This is a genomic window from Scytonema sp. UIC 10036, assembly GCF_009725235.1.
Genome location: NZ_WJFC01000023.1, coordinates 65,073 through 85,911, shown reverse-complemented (window position 1 = coordinate 85,911; position 20,839 = coordinate 65,073). Strand labels below are relative to the sequence as shown.

The following is a 20,839-nucleotide window of genomic DNA, read 5'->3' as shown; positions in this document are numbered from 1 at the left end:
ACCGTAAGACCGCACAGTCAAGAGTGGGCTAGTGATGTATGGCTAAACTAAACGCACGGACGGCGATCCACCGCCCAGATTGCAAGGATTTTTTGCCAACGACTAAGTGCGTGATTTTTCTTACCGACACTGACGAGCTTGTTGCATTCGCAATGCCAGAATGTGCTCGCAAGGACCTTTGTACAGCTTGTTTTGCTGATGCCAGTTGCAGGTACACTCTGCATTAATTATACGCTCATCTCTATCGATCGTCAAAGATGGATTGTAAGTTTTTACCTTATCTTTAACAGTGCCTTGTAATACTAGACTATCGCTGCTGTTATTCACTGATATCACTTGCACTGCTCTTTGACTCAAAAACCTTATTGCAGCTTCTTCCCGTTCGTTGGCAAACCGCAAACGTTCTATCGGTAAAGGTTCCCGGCTGAGTTCCCGCACTCGATACACTTGTTTATTTAAATCATAAATGACACGCCCTGCTTGCGTATAAGCACTTAAAGCTCCTAAAACTGAAGTGCGGCTTAAATTTAAGCGCCGTGCAAGGCACTCAGCAGTTTCTACCCAATTTTCCCGCAATCCGTCAAATATAATTTTTTGCGTCCACTCATCAACATCAGCACGGGGTGCCATTAAATCAAAGTTACCAGATTGAGACCAATCATTTGCCGTCCATCCCGATAAACCAAGGGTAAAGGACATATCTCCCAAGTCAGCAACGTAGAATGAAGGCATACCCGTACCTAACAGATGAACGGTAAACTTTTTGGCAATGGGAATGAGGCGTTCTAGGATGTGAAGGCGGCGGCGTCCCCAAACCCGAATGGTTTGCGGTTCGTTTCCCAAGTAGGGCGATCGCGGACAAACAACTTCTATCTCCCACGGTTCAAAAACAACCCGCACTGGTTCCCCCGGTTTTAGGTGATAACGCATACCTCGCGGTCCTTGTTTCTCTTTATGACGGCGCAAGACAAAACAAATATTGTGGATGTCCATTGGATGTAAGTCAAACCGTGTTGCGGGTAAAGACATCGCCGAACTAACTTGTAAAAACCCTCTTACCCAACTATCTGGTAAATCTATTTTGACTTCTTTGTAAGCTGCTTCATTAGTTGTTTGAACTTCAAAACCGGAAGGATCGACTTGCAACTGGGTTGTTTTATAACTGCGGACTTTCTGAAACTCATCATAAAGTGCTGCTGAGTAATCAACATTTGTTGTACCGCAAGCAAATTCACTGATATTTTTAAAGACTTCATAACTTGCACCCAGTCGCCCATAGCTGGATTCATCAACACTAAAGCATTCAAAAAAGACTTCATCAGGATGAACGGTAATCACTGGATCGAAAACAAAATAAAAATCTAGCTGCTTTTGCCAAACATATCTTCGGAATTCATCCCTAGCCTTATAATAAGGTCGCAATCTTTGGTAGCTTTGGTTATTTAACGCAGTCAATTCCTCTTGTAGTGTTTTAATTTTTGCGGCGACATCTTGCCGCATTGCTGTTACTAAATCCCAATTTATTTCTTCTTGTTTGGCACGCCATTCTTTGTATGCTGTTTTATCTTTGGGTTTGAAGCGCATATCGGAAACAACGACATCGTGTAACGCACTGATTGCTTCGCGAAATGCCACGTTTTGCCGTAATTCCCCGATAAAGTAGGTTGGTGGACGTTTAGTGTCTGGGGAAAAGGACATTTGCGTGCTTTTCCCGCTTTCTGAAACTGCTGTGCTGCCTTTATAGGTGTAGTTAAATTCCATGTTAAACCTCTTTTATTAATTTTTTTGAACCGCAGAGGCGCAGAGAGCGCTGAGAGACTTTTTGGATATTATCTGGTTGTTTTAAAGTCTGATTTCTGATACATCTTTTATCTGGATAGGTACGGACAAATGAGGATATTTTTTGTGGATTCTTAGTAAAATTTGTATGCTTTTTGCTTTGTCTCCTATTGCCATGGTGCCTGAGTATCGTGTCATAATTTCTGCCACTATGCTTGCTGCTTCTTCACTTTTTTGTGCTTCGGATTCTAAAAAGTCAAAAATTCTTTGCTTGGCTACACGTCCGCGATTTACAGTCGATAATACTGTGATAAAGTAAGGGGTTAACTGGCGTAAGTGTTTGGGCTGATTTCCTGCATACTCTTCTAAGTAGTTGGTGACGAACATTTGCATATCGGCTGATGGATGTTCGCTGAATTTCAACAGATATTCTTCACTGTCAGATGTTTGGAAGTTGCGGGTTAATAAATCGCGCCCCAGTCTTCTCGCTTCTTCTCTAACACTATCGCAAATAGATACTAAAACTTGAGGTGTGAATTCATTGGCACCAAATTCTGTGGTAAAGATTTTGAAGGCAAATTCGCGTGAATCTTCCCACTTCGCCTCTAACATCTTCACTGCTGCTAACATTTCTTCGGAATGCGATAAGCCGGGTACGGCGGCGCTGCCATGCGATCGCACCCGCTCTAAGATTTGTGAAAACATTTGCTGTGCTGCTTTCCGCACTGATACGATTTCATGATTGGCAAGTTTGACAATTTCGCTAGTGGTGATTTCTGAAATCCAACTTTGGCTATTTGCTTCGAGTACCAAACCACCTAGTTCCTGTGTAGCCGAAGATTGCGCTCTCAATAACTGCAAAGCAGTGTCTTTACTAACGCTTGTCATCCATCCTGGTAAATCTTCCCGAAGAAGACGCGCCAAGAAGTTGTGAACGCCTTCATGTTGTTCGGGAGTGAGCAAGACTTCGATAAAATCTGATGCTAGCTGTACGGCAAAATTTGGGTAGGATGTTCCCAATCGGCGGATAATAGGTTTGATTGCATTGCGAATCTCTTCTACGGGTTTCACTGCGATCGCTACTATCAAAACACCCTCCTCACCTATAAGTTTTGCATCTGGTAGCTGTCCAAACAATCGGATACCGAGAACTCGTAATGATTCATGCGGTGATGCAAGGAGTGATTCAATGATTTGCGGCGGTAAATTTTCAGCCCTCGTTTCGTGATTCAGTAAAATACGAACGCCTATTTCTTGAATTTCTACTAACGGGTGAGCTAATAAATCATTGACAACACTCAAACCCAAACTACGTAACTGTGGTGTAAAACTCAAGAGAAGAGTCTCGCCAATTTCTTTCGCTAACTCCCCTCCCCTATCTGGCATCAATGCTAACAACTCAGCAATAATACGTCCAATCAAAACTCTAGCTTGTTTGTCATTAAGAATCGAATAACCTAAAAGTCTACGAGCAAAGAGCCGTGTTTCTGCTTGTTCGCTAGCGATCGACGCTGCTATAAAATTGCTGTCTTCAAGAAAATATTCGCGTTTTTCCTCAATCCAACGATAAGCTTGAGTACGAGCGCTTTGTGAGACGCAATTTGCTATAGCAAGTACCAATTCTTTGTTTGGTTGTTTGGAGTTGTAGTTAAGAAGCGCCAGTTCAAAACCGAATTGTGCTGTCACTTCGTAAGGTTTCTGGAGAAGTTTTACTAGAGTATCTACTTCAATTGATGCACAAAATTTGTGACAATGCCTTAAAGATTTTGTAGCAAAATTATGTACTGGAAGACATTGACTTTCTAATAGAAGCTGTAGCAATGCTTGTGGGTTCTGTTCCCAAAGTTCCGGAAAAGCCTCTTCTCTTGTTGTAGGTTCTGCATTCCCAGGTTTATACCCTTCCCGACAACGCCAAGCTGTGGAATTCAGCTTTAATTCATAACGAGAACTGTTTTCATACAAGATATGGTTGAAAGTTAAATATCGAGCGTATGCATCCCAGTGAAGTTTTACCTTAACGCTAGTCCAGTTAGAACGATCCCAGTGATAGAAAACTTTTTCCCAAACAGGTTCAGCATCAGCATCAGAATACTGAAGAAGAATGCTAACAGCCATTCTTACATATTCAGCATCACTCTCTTCTCCAAGTTGTTTGAGAGTGCGCCATACCCGGCGACATAAATATTGGCGAGTGTTGCTGCTGTAAGCAATCCTTGATTGAGGGTGTTTGAGTTCTTCTCCTATCTCATTTGTCACTTGATAGTGCTTAGTAAACCGATTGTAATCGCCATAACGCTCCTTTCTAAGACAGGTGTTGTCTGACAAAAAAACAGTTTTTTTCTTGCTAGAAAAGTTTGCTCTCACACAGTCAAAACGATAGGCAAGGATACCAAATACTTCCACATCATGACGGTATTCAGCTACTTTAAAAATGTGGCGCAGTCTTTGGAAGTAATTGGGTTTGAAAGGTGCGTGAGAGATAATATCAAGTAGTGCTGGGCGAACGTATTGGTTATCGATTTGATAAATCTTATCGAGAACCTCATAACGCTTGTAGTCGTGGTGATTTAAATAGTAATTTAAAGCTGCTTTAAATTCTTCTGCTGCACCATTTCTCGCCAATACACGCAGTTCTGGTGGCAAAAACTCAATTAATTCCATTTGCCAAGCCGCTTTAGCTTGTGGATTAGAGAGTTTCAGGATTGCTTCAAACGCAATACGGTTGATAAATTCGGGAGTGGAAGGATTTTGATATAAATGCATGAGTGCGGGAATAGCTTTTCGATCGCCACACCAACCTAATGCCCAGGCAATACAATAATCTCTCAGAGGTGCGCCCGTGCCAATCAGCTCGAGTAGTAAAGGGGTGGCTTCAGAAATTCTCAGTTCTCCAGCACGCCAAATTGCCCTCTCCAGTTTCCACTTACTGGGCTTATTGTTTGCAAGACGGTTGAGAATTGCCTGTCTGCGCGGATCTTCGTTTGCAGCTGGTGTTGTCTGCACGGGTTGAATCTGTGGCGAAGTGCTAGTGACTGGGATGGAAATATCGCGGTATCCTTTCTTTGTTTTTTCCCCAACCAGCTTGTCAAACACTTTTTCTGCTTCTGCTATGGATACAGGCTGAGTCGTTTTCGTACCTTCTTTAAGATTTGTGCCACGTCGTCCATAGCGGAAATTGACGACATAGCGCCCCTCATTTATTTGGCACAAATCTACTTCGTAAACTTTATCTGATGTCCCTTCCTGGCAATGAAGGGTTGTACGTTTCATGAGTTTCATTGAACACCATTAACCCACTGACTCTTGTAACTTTCTATTTTCGCTTGCTTTTCTTAGAGTCGCCAGATCGTCGATGGATTTTGAGAAACAAAAAAATCACGCGCTGTTTAGCGTTGGTTCTCCCTTCGTAAATCCCTCAGGACTAAACGTCTCAACTCATGCAGCAGGAGTACTTCTAATTATCACTTCACGGAAGTCAAACCGGATAGTAGGAGTACTCGCGCCAAGTTACGAGGGGGTTAGTGAAGTTGTTTCACAACTGAACGCACGGACGGCGATCCATCGCCCGTATTGCAAGGATTGTATACCAACAACCAGGGCGTGAGAGATCGACACCAAGAAGCATATTGTATTTTTAGTGCCATCATGTACTTGCAAAGAATCTTGTACAGCTAATTTTGGTTGTACCAATCGCAAGTAATCTCTTGTTCAATTATATGCGCGTATCTAGCGATCGTCATGTTCACAAATCACATAGGATTGCTATATAACAAAACTGAGAAGCTCTTCAAAATTTCATCCTATTTTCATAGCGATATGAAAAACTAGTAAAGGAGCGCTAGCTAGACTCCGGAAATAACTTCATCAAGCACTATGTTGCTAACCACAAAAAGCGCGAACTCCGAATCCCACTTAAAATGCCAACATCCAAACGGAATTCTGCTCCCTCGTTACTCAAGGACACTCAAGAGCAATGCTTTTCTCTAACCAGGTTCAACCTTCTACGTCACTAAGTTATGTTTCTTTGACAATGTTGAGCTTGCTGTTGCTAACGGCTCCTGCATCTGTTTTAGCTCACGGTAATCACGGAAATGAATTTCAAGGCGCAAGCGAACCAACGACAAAAGTTGCAGTTGATGCAGAAACTGCCAAACGGTTGGGAATTAAAGTTGAGCCTGTTAAACAAGAGCGGCTAGACGTTGGCATTAAGACCACAGGGCAGATTGAAGCCTTGCCCAGTCAAAAAGTGGAAGTGAACACTCCCATTTCCAAGGCGAAAGTGGTTGAATTGTTAGTGGAACCTGGTGCAGTCGTGAAAAAAGATCAACCCCTAGCTGTATTAACCAGTCCTGACTTGGTGGAACTGCGGGTTAACTCCCAGGAAAAATTTGCCGAAGCTCAGGCTGACTTGCAGCAAGCGGAAGCTGACTTAAAGCTAGCACAGCAAAACTACGAAAAGTATCAGCAAATAGCCGCAGCTGAAATAGCCGAAGCCCAAAGCCAAGTCGCATTTGCTCAAGAAAAGTATGACAAAGATAAGCAGTTAGCTGATAATGGCGCTCTCCCCCGTCGAGATGCCTTGGAATCCCAAACCCAGCTAGCACAAGCTAAGGCACAACTGACCAAAGCTTCGAGCCGCCGGGACGTTATTGATGCTGAAAATAAACTGAAACGTGCTTATTCAGCAGTTGAGGTAGCAAAAAAACGTATTGCGCTTAGTAATACTACTTATGAAACTCGGTTGCAACAATTGGGCAACAGCGCCAATGCTAAAGGACTAGTGACGGTGACAGCTCCCATATCTGGTAGAGTTGCTGACAGGGAAGTTACCCTCGGTCAATCTTTTGAAGATGCAGGGGGCACTTTAATGACGATTGTGAATGATAGTCGAGTGTTTGCCACAGCAAGCATCTATGAAAAAGATTTAGATATAGTCAAGATTGGTCAACGGGTTAGGGTGAAGGTGGCTAGCTTGCCCAATCGTACATTTACAGGACGAATTGCGCGGATTGGCTCGTTGGTACAAGGAGAAACGCGAGTTGTACCAGTACAAGCTGAACTAAGTAATTCCAACAGGCAGATCAAACCAGGAATGTTTGCCTCTCTAGAGGTCATAACAAACAAAACATCAAAAGCGATGTTAACAATTCCTAGCTCTGCTGTGGTGGAAGCAAATGGGAAAAAATTGGTGTATGTACAAAATGGTAATGCCTTTGAGTCTGTTGAAGTCACATTAGGTCAAACTTCTGGAGATTTAGTTGAGGTTAAGAGTGGTCTGTTCGATGGAGATTTAATTGTTACACAACGTGCGCCTCAACTTTATGCACAGTCTTTGCGGGACGGTAGCAAATCTGACTTACACGAGCATGAACACGGTCACAACCACTCGGAACAAGAACATAATTCAGGTGAAGCGACGGTGCAAAACTCTAGCGGAGTGCAATTGCCCTGGTGGAGCATCCCAGTTGGGGGTGCGATCGCACTCACTAGTTTCATAGTAGGTCGTCGTACCAAACCAAGTCTAACTCCAGTGTCTCAAGGTGATGAATCCTTACATAGTCCAGTTTCTGAGGTAAGAGCAGTGTCTGGGGATGAATCAACAGAATTTAGCGATAATCACCGCGCTACTCATCATGAGTCAAAAATTACCAATCAAAAGTAAAAATTAAATAGAAATGTTAAGTGCAATTATAAAATGGGCAATTGCGCGTCGTTGGTTAGTCATTCTAGGTGCAATTATCATCACTCTTTGGATATTCCAAACAATTATCCAAATGCCCTTAGATGTCTTTCCAAGCTTTGCGCCACCCCAAGTTGAAATTCAAACAGAAGCGCCGGGACTAGCACCAGAAGAAGTCGAATCACTGGTGACTTTACCAATTGAAAGTGCAATTAATGGGACTCCGGGAGTGACAGCAGTACGTTCTTCGAGTGCATCGGGAATTTCCGTTGTCAGAGTCATTTTTAATTGGGGAACAAATACCTATCAAGCTCGACAGCTAGTCACAGAGCGATTGCAACAAGCTCAAAGTCAGCTTCCCGAAGGTGTGGAAACACCTCAAGTTTCTCCTACTAGCTCTCCTATTGGGACTGTATTGCAATATGCCTTCTATTTAGAGGAGGGGGAGAGTGGGAGAGGGGAAGAGAGGGGAAATTCCCAATCCAAAATCCAAAATCTAAAATCCAAAATCGACTTAATGGAGGTACGGCGCATTGTTGATTGGCAAGTGACAAACCGTCTTTTGGCTGTCCCTGGTGTCAGTCAAGTCGTGGCTTATGGCGGCGATATTCGTCAATATCAAGTCTTGGTTGATCCAGAGAAGTTAAACGCCTTTAATGTCACTTTAGAAGATGTGGCAGAAGCTACCAAAGCTGCAAATGTCAATGCGCCTGGTGGCTACTTAATCACTCCCGATCGAGAAAGGTTAATTCGGGGTATTGGGCGGATTGAATCTATCGAAGAATTACAGCAATCTGTCATTACTGCTCGCAATGGTACACCAGTGAAACTATCAGATGTTGCTGACGTACAAATTGGTGCAGCTATTAAACGGGGAGATGGTAGCTTTAACGGTCAAAAGGCAATTATCGTCATGATTAATAAACAGCCTCAAGCTGATACTCCCACTGTCACCCGTGCCTTAGAAGCAGCGATGTCAGAAATCAAAGCAGGTTTACCCAAAGATATTAAAGTGACTGCCACCTTCCGTCAGGAAAACTATATCGATTCTTCTATTGAAAATGTTAGAGAAGCTTTAGTTGAAGGCAGTATTATTGTTGCCCTTATCCTAATACCATTTTTAATGAATTGGCGCAACCTTGCTGTTTGTTTAACAGCGCTTCCGCTATCTTTGCTGGTTGGGGTAATGTTGCTTAATTGGTTGGGGCAAGGTTTAAATACAATGACTTTGGGAGGTTTAGCAGTCGCAATTGGTTCGGCGGTGGACGATGCAATTGTGGATGCAGAAAATGTCTACCGTTGTTTGCGTGAAAATAAACACTCTCTCAATCCACGTCCCGTTTTAGATGTGGTATTTGATGGCTGTCAGGAAGTGCGCGATTCAGTCTTTGGAGCCACCATTATTACAATAGTTGTCTTTTCTCCAATTTTTGCGTTAACAGGTGTAGAAGGGAGCATTTTTATTCCAATGGGATTGGGATATTTAGCAGCAGTCATTGCTTCTAGTGTGACAGCATTAACTGTAACTCCAGCTTTATGTGCAATTCTTTTGCCTCACGGACATTTGCCAGAAACCGAGCCTTGGGTTGCAAGATTTTTTAAGCGGCTTTATCGTCCCCTGTTACAATTTACTTTACGATATTCTACAATTATATTAGTTGTCGCTGCTGCTTTGCTCATAGCCGCAATGGTAATTGTTCCTTCCTTTGGAAGCGTGTTTTTACCAGAGTTTCAGGAGCAAACTTTGGTAAATACTATGACTCTCTATCCGGGGGTTTCTTTAGAAGCTACCAATGCAGCAGGTGAAGTACTCCAAGCAGCGCTGAAAGATGACAAGAGATTTCCATATGTACAGTTGCGTTCTGGACGTGCGCCAAGAGATGAAGAAGCAGCTGGGGTGAATTTAGGACACATTGATATTGAGTTGAGTGACCGAGGGATGGAAGACAGGGAGGCAACTATAGAAAAGCTGCGGTCTGAATTTGCCAAAATACCAGGGGTTGCGCCAAATATTGGTGGTTTTATTTCTCATAGGATGGATGAAGTGTTGTCTGGGGTTAGGAGTGCGATCGCAGTGAAAATTTTCGGACCTGACTTAGAACAACTCCGTACTATTGGGAATCAGGTAAATGAGGTGATGAAAACAGTTGAGGGAATTGTTGATTTGCAACTCGAACCCCAAGTTCCAGTAGAACAGATACAAATTAAATTTAACCGAATATCCGCTTCTCAATATGGTTTAACAGTCGGAAAACTTTCGGAAATTATTGAAACTGCCTTCAACGGACGAGTGGTGTCCCAAGTTTTGGATAAACAACAAACCTTTGATTTAATTGTGTGGTTAAAGCCCGATGCCCGTCAAAACTTAGATACCATTCGCAACTTGTTAGTTGATACCCCCCCTTTGCAAGGGGGGGATAAAAGGGGGGGGAAGATTCCTTTGGCACAAGTTGCCACAATTAACATTGGGACTGGTCCAAACACTATTAACCGTGAAAATGTTTCTCGTTTAATTGTTGTTTCTGCCAATGCTAGTGGTAGAGATTTGCGTTCTGTTGTCAATGAAACTCGTGACAAGATTCAGCAACAAGTGCAGATACCTTCAGGTTATTATATTCAGTATGCAGGGCAGTTTGAAGCACAAGAACGAGCCACTCAGAATATTTTACTTTTTAGTGCCGTTGCCTTTGCCGTAATTACGGTTATCATGTACCTTGGAGTCAAATCTATTCCCTCTACAATCATGATTATGATTAACTTGCCTTTGGCGTTAGTGGGGGGAGTATTTTCAGTGGCTTTGACTGGAGGCGTGATTTCCATAGCCTCTCTTGTTGGTTTTGTCACTTTATTTGGTGTCGCTACTCGTAACGGTTTGCTACTAGTAGATAATTACAACACCAAATTTGCTGAGGGAATGGCTTTCAAAGAAGTTTTGATGAAAGGTTCGATGGAACGTCTTAACGCTATCTTGATGACAGCTTTTACTTCAGCTTTAGGATTAGCACCCTTGGTGGTTGAAGGTGGTCCTGGAAAGGAAATTCTACAGCCTCTGTCGATAGTTGTGTTAGGTGGGTTGTTTACTTCTACAGCGTTAACGCTAATGGTATTACCAGCTTTGTATGCCAAATTTGGTTCTTTCTTAATACCTAAGCGAACTCCTTCATATGAGGGAAATGGTAAGGCAGTTGAAACAGTCCTTGAGCGATAGTTGATACCATGTTTGACAGCTTTTTAGTTTATAAAAAAAACCTGGAAATGATGCCAAACAATGACATGATTCAAAGAATGGTTGTGTCAAAATGTAAATTAACTCAATGTTGTCTCAATTCTTAATTACTTAAGAGGAGTAAATTCATGAAATCTCTCAAATCTGGTTTGATTGCTCTGGGAACTCTTGGGCTGCTTTTCTTAACTGCTTGTAGTAATGCAACCCAAGAAAATAATTCGGCAAGTAACACAGAAGCCTCTACTACAGCAAATACCTCAAAAACTGAGACTGCTAAATCACACGGCAAAATTGAGCATAGTGACAAAGAGCATTCTCATGGCGGTCAAGTTGTCGAGTCAGGTCAATATCATTTAGAGTTAGTTACTGAGAAAGAAGGCAACAACTCTCATTTAGATTTCATTATAGAAAAAGGGGAAAAACACGAAGAAGTACCCAACGCCAAAGTCACAGCTCAAGTTCAGCTCCCCGATGGAACTCAAAAAACCTTAGATTTTAAATATGATGCTCAAAATAAAGTCTATACGGCGGCGCTTCCTGGAAACGCACCTGGTCAATATCCGGTAAAAGTTACTGCTGATGTTGGCGGTGAAAAGGTAAATGGTCGTTTTACTATTAATCAATAATCTCAGCAGTTGACAGCGCTTGCTCTACATTTAAGTATTGATCTGAGATATGGATACTGTTGGCGAAATATTACTTAACATTTAACTGATGGAAAAAATCGATTTCATCGAATTAGAAATATTTGCAGTTCGCTGGCTGGGGTGCGTTAGTCTATGGCATCACACACCCTACCAAATTCTAATTATTGTCTTCTGTGAATAACTGTTGAAATACTGGTATCCAATAAACGCCAGTTATATAACTCATTTAATAATTTTTCTTAAACCGTCAAAATTTCATCCTGATTTCATAGCGATCTGTCATCCTAGTTAAGGAAATGTTTATGCACCAAGGATGAATATGCAATATGGTTGTCATCCTTTATCTTTATAACAGTTAAGATGAAGAAAATTCCGAGCTACACGGCTGCATTCGCTTTAGTCACCGCAGCTTCAATTTTAACTCACTCTGCAACTGCCGCTACAGATAATAGTAGAGTTCCCAATGTTGATAATAATGTAGAATTTCCTTCTAATGGGTGGCGACTTGTTCAGCACATTTTTCAAGTACACGTTCCTCGAAATAACAACGCTCTTTCCCAGTTAATTATTGATGTTCCATCCACTGTAGCTGTAAGTAGTGATATTGAGGTATTGGATGAAAATGGTCAAAAAATCAATATTAATATTTCTGTACATGGGAGAAAACTCATAATAGTTTTCCCTCAAAAAGTGATTGATAGTAACAAAATTTTAATTAAACTTAATAAAGTGAAACAACCAACTCAAGGTCCTGCTTCTATTTACAGTATTTCAGCTAAAATTGTTGGCAGTGATAAAGAAATTCCGGTTGGTATAGCTCAATTTCCCAAATTTTAATTGATAAATTTTTATGGCAATTGCTGAGATTTCAGCAATTCTACGTAATTTTCAAGAAATGAGCTTTAACAGACTAAAATTTCATCCTAATTTCATTTTACTATGTCAATCTATTGAGTAACGGTGCCAATTGTCTGCATAAGATTCTCACGCTCGTTCTACTTCATTATTTAGAGGCGTTAAATGAAAAAAATATTAATTTATGCTACTGCATTTGCTCTAGCTACCGCAGTCTTAAGTCCTGCTGATTTTGCCAGTGCCAATTTAGATGATACTACAATTACCCATATTCATGGAAACGTCCAATTTCCTCCTACTCGCTGGCGTACCGTTAGGCATACTTTCCAGTTACACGTTCCCCAGAGTAGCAAAGCTCTTAAGCAACTCATTATTAAGGTTCCATCCACTGTAACTGTAAGTAATGACATCAAGAAGATCGCTGTTGAGGATGACAATGAGCAGAAAATTAATACTAATGCTTCTGTTAATGGTAAAACAATAATACTAGCTTTCCCTGAACCAGTGACTCCTAACACTAAGTTTCATATTGACCTCAACAGTATACAACGACGAACTGGTGGTAATGGTCTTGTCTATCGCTTTTGGGCTAAAGTAGTTGGCAGTGATGCAGAAATTCCTATAGGTGTAGCTCGGTTTCGTCATTACTAATCCACAAGTGTAGATAGAAAATACTGATTATTAGGATTTAATCAATGAATTTTTAAGTAATAAATAGAGACTTACTCCCTTTCCGCCCGAAGATTACAGCAAATCTCAACTTAGTGAGGTACAAAAATTACCCCCCTCTGTCCCCCCTTACTAAGGGGGGATGAAAGAGGGGGGATGAAAGGGGGGTGTACCTCATGAGTCATTGAGTGACTTTACGAAGTTGGTATAAGTCACGTAAAAAATAGCAGGAAGCTATTGTAAAAATTCTTACAAAATTTCTGTTATACTCATTGATATTAATGCAGGGCTACTAATTAATGTAGCTTGACCGCATAATTATTGATGCTAACTTAAATAAGCGCAGCTGTTTGTATGAAAATTCTGCTAGTTGAAGATGAGCCAGACTTGGGCGCGTCAATTAAACGCAAATTAAGCAAGGAAAAATATATTGTTGATTGGGTTTTAGACGGCACTGAAGCTTGGAGTTGTCTGGAAAACCAATGGACGCAATATACACTGGTAATCTTTGATTGGTTACTGCCAGGAATATCAGGTTTGGAATTGTGTAAGCGTTTACGGGTTCGTGGCTACTCTTTGCCTGTGCTAATGCTAACAGCAAAAGACAGCATGGCAGATAAGGTAGCGGGACTTGATGCAGGGGCGGATGATTATCTGGTGAAGCCGTTTGGCATGGCGGAACTACTAGCGCGGTTGCGGGCTTTGCAAAGGCGATCGCCCTGCTTCCAACCTCAGCAACTTCAAGTTGGTTGTCTTATCCTAGACTATGGTAGTTGTACAGTTTCTCGTCAGCGCCCTAATGGTGACACGCAGGTCATTACTTTAACAAAGAAGGAATTCCATCTGCTGGAATACTTCATGAAACGTCCCAACATAATTGTTACCCGTGACCAAATTTTGAGTCATCTTTATACCTTCAGCGCAGAACGTATTAGTAACGTGGTAGCTGCTCAAATTCGACTTTTACGACGCAAACTGTCGGAATACAGTTGTGATGGTTTAATTGAAACCGTCCCTAATATGGGTTATCGTTTGAATCCTAGCAATGCAGATGAGACTGTTTCGTAAGACTCGCGTAACGCTTGCTCTTTGGTATGCAGGGATTATGGGTTTGATTATGTCCCTCTGCAGTTTCGCCGTGTATGAGGTAATCATCCAAGCTTACCTGATTTCTATCAATCGGGAACTGGAATCTGTAACAGTCACACTGCATAATGTGATTGAAGCAAATCTGAAAAAGCCTGGTCGCACGGAGCCAATTTTTCAGTTAGTTTTACCAAATATTTGTCAAGCTGAGTCGAGCTGTCCCACCCAAAAAATCTTTACCCACAATCAACTTGCCCACTCAGAACATGGCATTGTTGATGTTCTTTACAAAGATAAACAATATTATATCCGTTTTGTTGATACTTCGGGACGGTTGATTGCTGTGGCAGGTTTTCAGCCTAACGAATTGCCCAAGATTATGCCAGTCACACAAGTGTGGCAAACCGTTAAAGACTCACAAAGCAATCGTTACAACCAAATGTCTCTGCCTTTGCATACTCAAGATAATCAGCTTTGGGGCTACATACAAGTGGGGCGCTCTCTCAAAGAACTTGATAGTCGTCTCGCTGCTTTAAAATTGGTTTTAGTGCTGGGATTGCCAATTACGGTACTCCTAGTTGGCGGTTCTAGTTGGTGGCTAGCTCTGTTAGCAATGAAACCAATTGACTCTTCATATAAACAAATGCAACAGTTCACTTCTGATGCCTCCCATGAGTTGCGTACTCCTCTAGCAGCAATTAATGCAACAGTAGAAACTGTTCTGGACATGGAGCATCTGCCCGAGCAGGAAGCGCGAGATACCTTGGCATCTGTTATGCGTCAAAGTTGCCGCCTCGCTGAACTGGTTGGCGATCTGCTGCTACTGTCTCGACTAGATCGGCAAACACTGGCAACACAATGGCTACCTTGCTGTCTCAACGTTTTAATAAATGACCTTATAGAAGAATTTTCCGCGTTGGCGAATGCAGCTTCTTTGAAACTAACATCTTCCGTGTTATATCATCAGCCGTTATACGTAATGGGGGACGAAGATCAACTTTTATGTCTGCTTTCTAATTTAATTGCTAATGCCATTCAATACACCAGAGCAGGCGGTTATATAAGTGTTCTTCTCAAACGCAACAACGGTCATGCTGTGATAGAAGTACATGACACGGGCATTGGCATTGCACCTAGTGAGCAAAAGCGAATTTTTAATCGCTTTTATCGCATCAATAGCGATCGCTCGCGTAACACTGGTGGAGCGGGATTGGGATTGGCGATCTCGCAGGCTATTGTTCAGGCACACAAGGGTAGCATACAGGTGCAAAGCCAACTTGGTAAAGGTAGCACCTTCATCGTTCGCTTGCCGTTAACAGATACTTCGTCCTCTGACTTGCTCCTGTAGCTGATAAAAACCTAACCAAACTTGCAATTAAACAAGAACAAACTTTGAAGAATCTCGGCTGTTTCTAGATTGGCAACTTTGACATCACTAAATGACTGAATCCCTAAAGCAGCAAGTCCACTTGTTGCTTGGGTTGGATTAACTGTAAAACTTATTGTATTCAGGCTAAATACTACTGATCCTATACCACCAAAGGCACCAAATGGAATTGTATAATCATCATTGTGCTTGCTACAAGTAACGAAAAATTACACCAAATCGATACGTTTCTAGGCTAGAATCTAGGCTTTCTTGGAGATTTTGAAAAAAAGAATATTTGCTCTGGGTAGATCTATTATAAAGGTGAAATTAACTCCATTGTAAAAAATTCCCTTTAGATTAGGCAAGTCTTTAATCATAGCGATCGCAAGAGTTTACCCCCTGAGCCACATTAGCCAATAATTCATCTGCTAAGTCGAGAAGTTGGGCTATTCGTTCATCACTGAGTTGATAATATACAAAACGCCCCTGCTGTTGACGGACAACCAAATCACAACAACGCAAACACCCAAGATGGTTAGAAACATTAGACTGGTTGAGTCCTGTTGCTTCTACAATCTCATTGACAGTTAACGGTCTTGAACGCAAGGCATTGAGGATAGACATCCGCGAGTGGTCAGAAAACCCCCGAAATAGTTTGACCTTCAGATCGGTTATTTTATCTTTAGCAATTTGAGTTTTAGAGAGCATTAGTATCCAGAAGGCGTTATTATTGGAAAATATCAGCTATCACTGATATGTTGTTCAGGATAGAGAACCGTGTCATTTAACCCGGATACCTCTAACTGCATGATAGTCCAGGATGCCACCTGGATGGAGAGCAATTTAGTATTAGTAGGTTTTCCCGATGAATAAGGCTCCCTCTGTCAAAACCCTACAAGCACTAGTGAGTGGTATGGACTGCGGCAGTTGTGCCAAAACCATTGAAGCTAGATTAAAGCAGTTACCAGGTGTCACTGAAGCCGAAGTAAAGTTTGCAACAGGACGTTTGAGAGTGTACTATGACCCGAAACTCTTAAACGAAACGGCAATCGCTGAGCGTGTGACTGCTTTAGGTTACACAGTTGATGTGGCTGAACCACCTCAACTCAAAACTCTACAAGCGCTCCTTAGCGGGATGGATTGTCCAAGTTGCGCCAAAACTATTCAAACGAATCTCATGCAAATGACTGGGATTGCTGATGCGTCCGTCAACTTCGCCAGTAGCAAGCTCATTGTCTCCTATGACCCAGGACAAGTTGAGGAAAAGCTGATAAAAGCGCGTATACAAGAGTTGGGATATACCGTTAAAGCCATTGAAGAAAGCACACCAGTAACAACCAGTGCTTCACCTGCAAAGGAAAAAACGCAGAAACAAGATTTGATCGAGTGGCGATTTTGGATATCTAGTCGTCAAGGACAAAGCATTATCTTCTCCGGGGTAGGGTTGTTATTGGGGGCGATCGCGCAGCAGTTGGCGCTACCTATATGGCTAGCACGGGCTTTTTACGGCATAGGGATGGTAGTAGCTGGCTATCCGATAGCACGGGCGGGTTGGTTTGCGTTACTATCACGTCAAGCTGATATGAACCTGCTAATGACTATTTCAGCAATTGGGGCAGTCATCTTAGGGGACTGGTTTGAAGGAGCGCTAGTCGTTTTTCTGTTTGCACTAGGCACAACGCTACAGAGTTTCACTTTTGGTCGTACCCGCAATGCCATTCGTAAATTAATGAATTTGACCCCACCCACTGCCACTGTCAAACGAGGCAACCAAGAGCTATCTGTTCGAGTGGAGGAAATTGAGATTGGTGAAGTGTTGACCATTCGACCGGGGCAGCGCGTGGCATTGGATGGAATCGTCCTGTCTGGTCATTCAGCAATTGACCAATCCCCCATCACCGGAGAATCTATTCCAGAAGATAAAGCCCCAGGAGAGCGTGTCTTTGCCGGAACCCTAAATCAAACAGGTTATCTAGAGGTCGAAGTCACTCATCGATCAAGCGACACCACCGTTGCACGCATTATTCACCTAGTTGAGACAGCACAAGGAAGCCGCGCACCCACTCAGCAATGGGTAGATCGCTTTGCTGCTATCTACACACCTGTTGTACTCCTAGTAGCCGTTGGCATTGCTCTCATTCCCCCATTGGTTTTCGCTCAACCGTTCAACGTTTGGATTTATCGGGCGCTAGTGATGCTGGCGATCGCTTGCCCTTGTGCTTTGGTTATTTCCACCCCGGTTTCCATTGTCAGCGCTATTGGTGCTGCAACCCATCAAGGAATTCTGTTCAAAGGAGGAAATGCTTTAGAGACAGCAGGGCGCATGAATACCCTCGCCTTTGATAAAACGGGAACCCTCACTCAAGGAAAGCCAGTCGTTCAAAAGGTTTATGACTTAGACAACATAGTGGCAAAACACTTACTGATGATTGCTGCTAGCCTAGAACAGCAGTCTGAACACCCTTTAGCGCAAGCGATTGTGACTGAGGCATTGGCTCAAGGGATAGAGTTACAGTCTCCTCACAACTTTAATGCTCTACCAGGAAGAGGAATTTGGGGGCAATTAGAGGAACAAGTATACTTTGTTGGCAACCGCCGTCTGTTTGCAGAACTTGAGATTTCCCTCTCAGAGAAAGCAGAAACAAGGTTAGCTTCTATCGAGTCTCTTGGACAAACCCCTGTCCTTGTAGGAACTCGATTGGGAGTGCTAGGAGCGATCGCCTTAGCAGACGGGGTACGGTTAGAAGCTTCTGAAGCGTTGCGGCTCCTCAAACAAGTCGGACTAAAACATATTGTCATGTTGACAGGCGATCGCACTGCGGTGGCTCAGCAGATTGCCAAAGAGATTGGCATTTCAGAGTATCGGGCAGAGCTACTACCGTTCGACAAGCTTCAAGAGATTTATCAGCTTCGCCGTTCTGGAGTGGTTGGCATGGTTGGCGATGGTATCAACGACGCGCCTGCCTTAGCTGCTGCAGATGTTAGCTTTGCTGTAGGTGGAATTGATATTGCCTTGGAAACAGCAGATGTTGTGCTGGTGGGGGGTGATCTCAGACAACTTCCTGATGCCGTAAATTTAAGCCGCCGTACCGTGTCAGTGATTCAGCAAAATGTTGTCCTCTCCCTCGTCACCAAGGGACTGTTTTTACCACTAGGTACTTTTGGTTTTGTGGGGTTAGCAGTGGCTGTTTTGGCAGATATGGGAACGTCCTTGCTTGTAACCGCAAATGGGATGCGGTTATTTAGAACCAAGAGTTATTAGTTTTTTTTACTTCTCTACGAGAGCGATCGGCTATCTCCAACAAAGGATTTATCTCAATATTCTTAGGGCTTACGCATTGACAAAAGAACCCAGATACAGCAGATTCGGAGTTTATAAGGTACAGTACATAATTCAAATTCCGACGTTTACAAGCCACTCTGCAATTGTTGTACCTCACAAACCTCAAAAGTGCTGTATGTCGGAGCTATTTTTAGCGCCTCAACGTTTGATTTGTGAACGAACGCGAACCATCATCACCTAATTCTACTAAAATTGTGCAAAAAGTGTATAAAATATTGCATTGATGTAAATGCAATATCTAAGCTTGTTGAGTTGCTGGTACTTTCTTAAAAACTAAAGCTATGAATGTATAGTCATAATACCAATGAATTGGCTTATCTAAGCAAGATGGAATATTTTCATCTCCTTCTAAAACTAAGTTATGTGTTTTAGCTAAAACAATTAATTCTTCAATTTCTCTTTGAGAAAATATCTTCCAATCAAGAGCAAAGGGTTTGATAGAATTATCAATTTCAATATGTTCTTCCCAATAATCACTTGTTATAAACAGTAAGCCCCCTACTTTCAATAACCTTGATACTTCCGCAAAAAAGGCTGGCAAATCTACGCCGTGCTCGATTGTAGAGACTGTAATTGCAACATCACATGAATCACTATCAAATAGAGTTTTGATAATATCTCCTTCATACAGAGCATAGGCTGTACTCATTCTATTTGGGAGAATTTTTAAATCAATTCCATGAAGATTTTGAAAACCTAAAGCCGAAAGAAAATTGAGCGTGCAGCACTCTCCACATCCTAAATCAATAATGAAAGAATGCCTATCTTTATTAACAATGAGTTCAGAAATAAGTAAATGATCCCAGTTTTTATAAATATCAAAATGCTGTGGTAAACCTTTTTTCTGAATCTTGTGGGTAGCTACATCAATTTCTGGTCGGTTTTGAAGTACTCTAATCATTTGATGATATTTTAGGATTTTAGTAGTTGTTGGTAAATATTTAAATGCGATCGCGCAATATTAGACCAGGTGAAGTTTTGAATAAAAGCACGACCAACATCGCCTAGATATTTGCGTTTTTCAGGATGATTTAGTAATTGACAAAGGGCATCTGCTAAAGCATCAATATTACGTGGAGGAACTAGGTATACTGGATGATTTTCAGGGAGAGGCGTGGGATGTTGCGTAGCGATGACTGGCAAACCATGAGCTAATAAAGTCAGAAGCGAACCGCTTTTCATAGTCATGCCATGATGAAAAGGAAGTACTCCAATATCACATCCAGAAAAGTATTTAGAGGCGCTTTCAGCATCTAAATAGCCTGTAAGATACACTTTATTGTTTAAATTGAGTTCTGCAACAAGGGTGTGGAGTTTATCCCAATAACATTTTGCTTCATCTCCCCGCAAAGCTAAACTTTCTACACCACCTATAAGTAACAGTCGTGCTTGTGGATGAGTTTCAAGAACTTTTTGAAATGCTGGTAAAAGAGTTTCTATTCCTTTAACTGGGTGGAGAAAACCAAAGAAGGCAATAATAATATTATCAATTGTAAAATTATATTTCTCACGTAATAGTTGCTGTGCTGTATTGCGATCGATAGGAAAAACATCGACGTTAGCAGCAATGGGAATACTTAATACACGGTTGTTTAATTGTGGTAGACGTTTGCGGATAACTGCTTCTGCTTCGGCATTGGTGACAATCAGCGCATCACTTAAAGTGAGTAAAAATCCATCTTCCCTATCCCACCAACCATGTTGCTGTCCCCACATCTTTAACCATTCCAGAAATTGTAGTGGTATACCCTTGGGTTGCCACTCCCACCAGCCGTATTCGTGGACAGTTGTTACAATTGGTTTGCGATATCCAGTCGCTTTAAGAAGTAATGGTAACAGAAAGATAGAGCGTTCAAAACCATATGTACCTGCTGCATGTTGAAGATGCAAAATGTCAGCATTTATAATATGTAGCGATCGCACTAAAGGTAACAAATCGGTTAATTGCCAATCATTTACCACACCCTTAACCTCAGGTTCACTGACTTCTTGTGCAGCTGCATGAGTTGTGAGGACAACAGACTGAACTTCTAACTTATTAAGGGCATTTCGCAAACAAGCAGTGTAGTGAGCTACACCGCAACGTTCGGGTTTATAAGTACCAGCAATGATAGCAATCATTTGTTAGTGGTTAGTGGTTAGTGGTTAGTGGTTAGTGGTTAGTGGTTAGTTGTTAGTTGTTAGT

Annotated in this window: 13 protein-coding genes; 8 read left to right on the top strand and 5 right to left on the bottom strand. The window is 42.0% G+C overall.

What is annotated here, in order from left to right; translation table 11 throughout:
- Positions 1-120: 120 nt before the first annotated feature.
- Together F7734_RS13430 and F7734_RS13425 are read right to left on the bottom strand one after the other, a co-directional pair.
- Positions 121-1,761 (bottom strand): SWIM zinc finger family protein, encoded by a 1,641-nt coding sequence (locus F7734_RS13430; protein ID WP_155745196.1) that lies wholly within the window; start codon positions 1,759-1,761, stop codon positions 121-123.
- Positions 1,762-1,842: 81 nt separating this feature from the next.
- Entirely contained in the window at positions 1,843-5,049 is a 3,207-nt protein-coding gene (locus tag F7734_RS13425) for a HEAT repeat domain-containing protein (protein WP_243146861.1), read from the bottom strand.
- Positions 5,050-5,752: 703 nt separating this feature from the next.
- On the opposite strand from F7734_RS13425, the gene F7734_RS13420 reads away from it, so the two are divergent.
- The 7 genes from F7734_RS13420 (at position 5,753) to rppB (ending at position 15,290) form a co-directional block, all read left to right on the top strand.
- Entirely contained in the window at positions 5,753-7,441 is a 1,689-nt protein-coding gene (locus F7734_RS13420) for an efflux RND transporter periplasmic adaptor subunit (protein WP_155745194.1), read from the top strand.
- A 13-nt stretch (positions 7,442-7,454) separates the two neighbouring features.
- Positions 7,455-10,667 carry an efflux RND transporter permease subunit gene (locus tag F7734_RS13415; protein ID WP_155745193.1) on the top strand — a complete coding sequence of 1,071 codons (3,213 nt, stop codon included), beginning with the start codon at positions 7,455-7,457 and terminating at the stop codon, positions 10,665-10,667.
- Between the two features lie 146 nt (positions 10,668-10,813).
- Positions 10,814-11,311 carry a hypothetical protein gene (locus F7734_RS13410; protein ID WP_155745192.1) on the top strand — a complete coding sequence of 166 codons (498 nt, stop codon included), beginning with the start codon at positions 10,814-10,816 and terminating at the stop codon, positions 11,309-11,311.
- Between the two features lie 381 nt (positions 11,312-11,692).
- Positions 11,693-12,169 (top strand): hypothetical protein, encoded by a 477-nt coding sequence (locus tag F7734_RS13405; protein ID WP_155745191.1) that lies wholly within the window; start codon positions 11,693-11,695, stop codon positions 12,167-12,169.
- A 183-nt stretch (positions 12,170-12,352) separates the two neighbouring features.
- Positions 12,353-12,838: a DUF2808 domain-containing protein gene (locus F7734_RS13400; protein WP_155745190.1), complete on the top strand. Its 486-nt coding sequence runs from the start codon at positions 12,353-12,355 to the stop codon at positions 12,836-12,838.
- A gap of 372 nt (positions 12,839-13,210) precedes the next feature.
- Positions 13,211-13,924 (top strand): two-component system response regulator RppA, encoded by a 714-nt coding sequence (gene rppA / locus F7734_RS13395; RefSeq protein ID WP_155745189.1) that lies wholly within the window; start codon positions 13,211-13,213, stop codon positions 13,922-13,924.
- A complete protein-coding gene (rppB, locus tag F7734_RS13390) occupies positions 13,902-15,290 on the top strand; it encodes a two-component system sensor histidine kinase RppB (RefSeq protein WP_155745188.1) in 1,389 nt (462 codons plus the stop codon). The genes rppA and rppB overlap by 23 nt, the downstream gene beginning before the upstream one ends.
- Before the next feature lie 390 nt (positions 15,291-15,680).
- Here the strand turns inward: rppB and F7734_RS13385 are convergent, their stop codons facing one another.
- Positions 15,681-16,019: a metalloregulator ArsR/SmtB family transcription factor gene (locus tag F7734_RS13385; protein ID WP_155745187.1), complete on the bottom strand. Its 339-nt coding sequence runs from the start codon at positions 16,017-16,019 to the stop codon at positions 15,681-15,683.
- A gap of 157 nt (positions 16,020-16,176) precedes the next feature.
- Between F7734_RS13385 and F7734_RS13380 the strand changes: the two genes are divergently transcribed.
- The gene (locus F7734_RS13380) at positions 16,177-18,573 is read left to right on the top strand and encodes a heavy metal translocating P-type ATPase (RefSeq protein WP_155745186.1); all 2,397 of its coding nucleotides are present in this window, start codon (positions 16,177-16,179) and stop codon (positions 18,571-18,573) included.
- A 319-nt stretch (positions 18,574-18,892) separates the two neighbouring features.
- On the opposite strand, the gene F7734_RS13375 is transcribed toward F7734_RS13380, so the two are convergent.
- Complete coding sequence (locus tag F7734_RS13375; protein ID WP_155745185.1) at positions 18,893-19,555, bottom strand: methyltransferase domain-containing protein; 663 nt, start codon at positions 19,553-19,555, stop codon at positions 18,893-18,895.
- Between the two features lie 11 nt (positions 19,556-19,566).
- Entirely contained in the window at positions 19,567-20,775 is a 1,209-nt protein-coding gene (locus tag F7734_RS13370) for a glycosyltransferase (protein WP_155745184.1), read from the bottom strand.
- Positions 20,776-20,839 lie beyond the last annotated feature (64 nt).

Bases quoted from the DNA above. Each gene is read 5' to 3' on its own strand.
- F7734_RS13405 (WP_155745191.1), top strand. From the start codon at position 11,693: ATGAAGAAAATTCCGAGCTACACGGCTGCATTCGCTTTAGTCACCGCA.
- F7734_RS13410 (WP_155745192.1), top strand. From the start codon at position 10,814: ATGAAATCTCTCAAATCTGGTTTGATTGCTCTGGGAACTCTTGGGCTG.
- F7734_RS13425 (WP_243146861.1), bottom strand. From the start codon at position 5,049: ATGAAACGTACAACCCTTCATTGCCAGGAAGGGACATCAGATAAAGTT.
- F7734_RS13430 (WP_155745196.1), bottom strand. From the start codon at position 1,761: ATGGAATTTAACTACACCTATAAAGGCAGCACAGCAGTTTCAGAAAGC.
- F7734_RS13375 (WP_155745185.1), bottom strand. From the start codon at position 19,555: ATGATTAGAGTACTTCAAAACCGACCAGAAATTGATGTAGCTACCCAC.
- F7734_RS13380 (WP_155745186.1), top strand. From the start codon at position 16,177: ATGAATAAGGCTCCCTCTGTCAAAACCCTACAAGCACTAGTGAGTGGT.
- F7734_RS13400 (WP_155745190.1), top strand. From the start codon at position 12,353: ATGAAAAAAATATTAATTTATGCTACTGCATTTGCTCTAGCTACCGCA.
- F7734_RS13385 (WP_155745187.1), bottom strand. From the start codon at position 16,019: ATGCTCTCTAAAACTCAAATTGCTAAAGATAAAATAACCGATCTGAAG.
- rppA (WP_155745189.1), top strand. From the start codon at position 13,211: ATGAAAATTCTGCTAGTTGAAGATGAGCCAGACTTGGGCGCGTCAATT.
- F7734_RS13415 (WP_155745193.1), top strand. From the start codon at position 7,455: ATGTTAAGTGCAATTATAAAATGGGCAATTGCGCGTCGTTGGTTAGTC.
- F7734_RS13370 (WP_155745184.1), bottom strand. From the start codon at position 20,775: ATGATTGCTATCATTGCTGGTACTTATAAACCCGAACGTTGCGGTGTA.
- F7734_RS13420 (WP_155745194.1), top strand. From the start codon at position 5,753: ATGCTTTTCTCTAACCAGGTTCAACCTTCTACGTCACTAAGTTATGTT.
- rppB (WP_155745188.1), top strand. From the start codon at position 13,902: ATGCAGATGAGACTGTTTCGTAAGACTCGCGTAACGCTTGCTCTTTGG.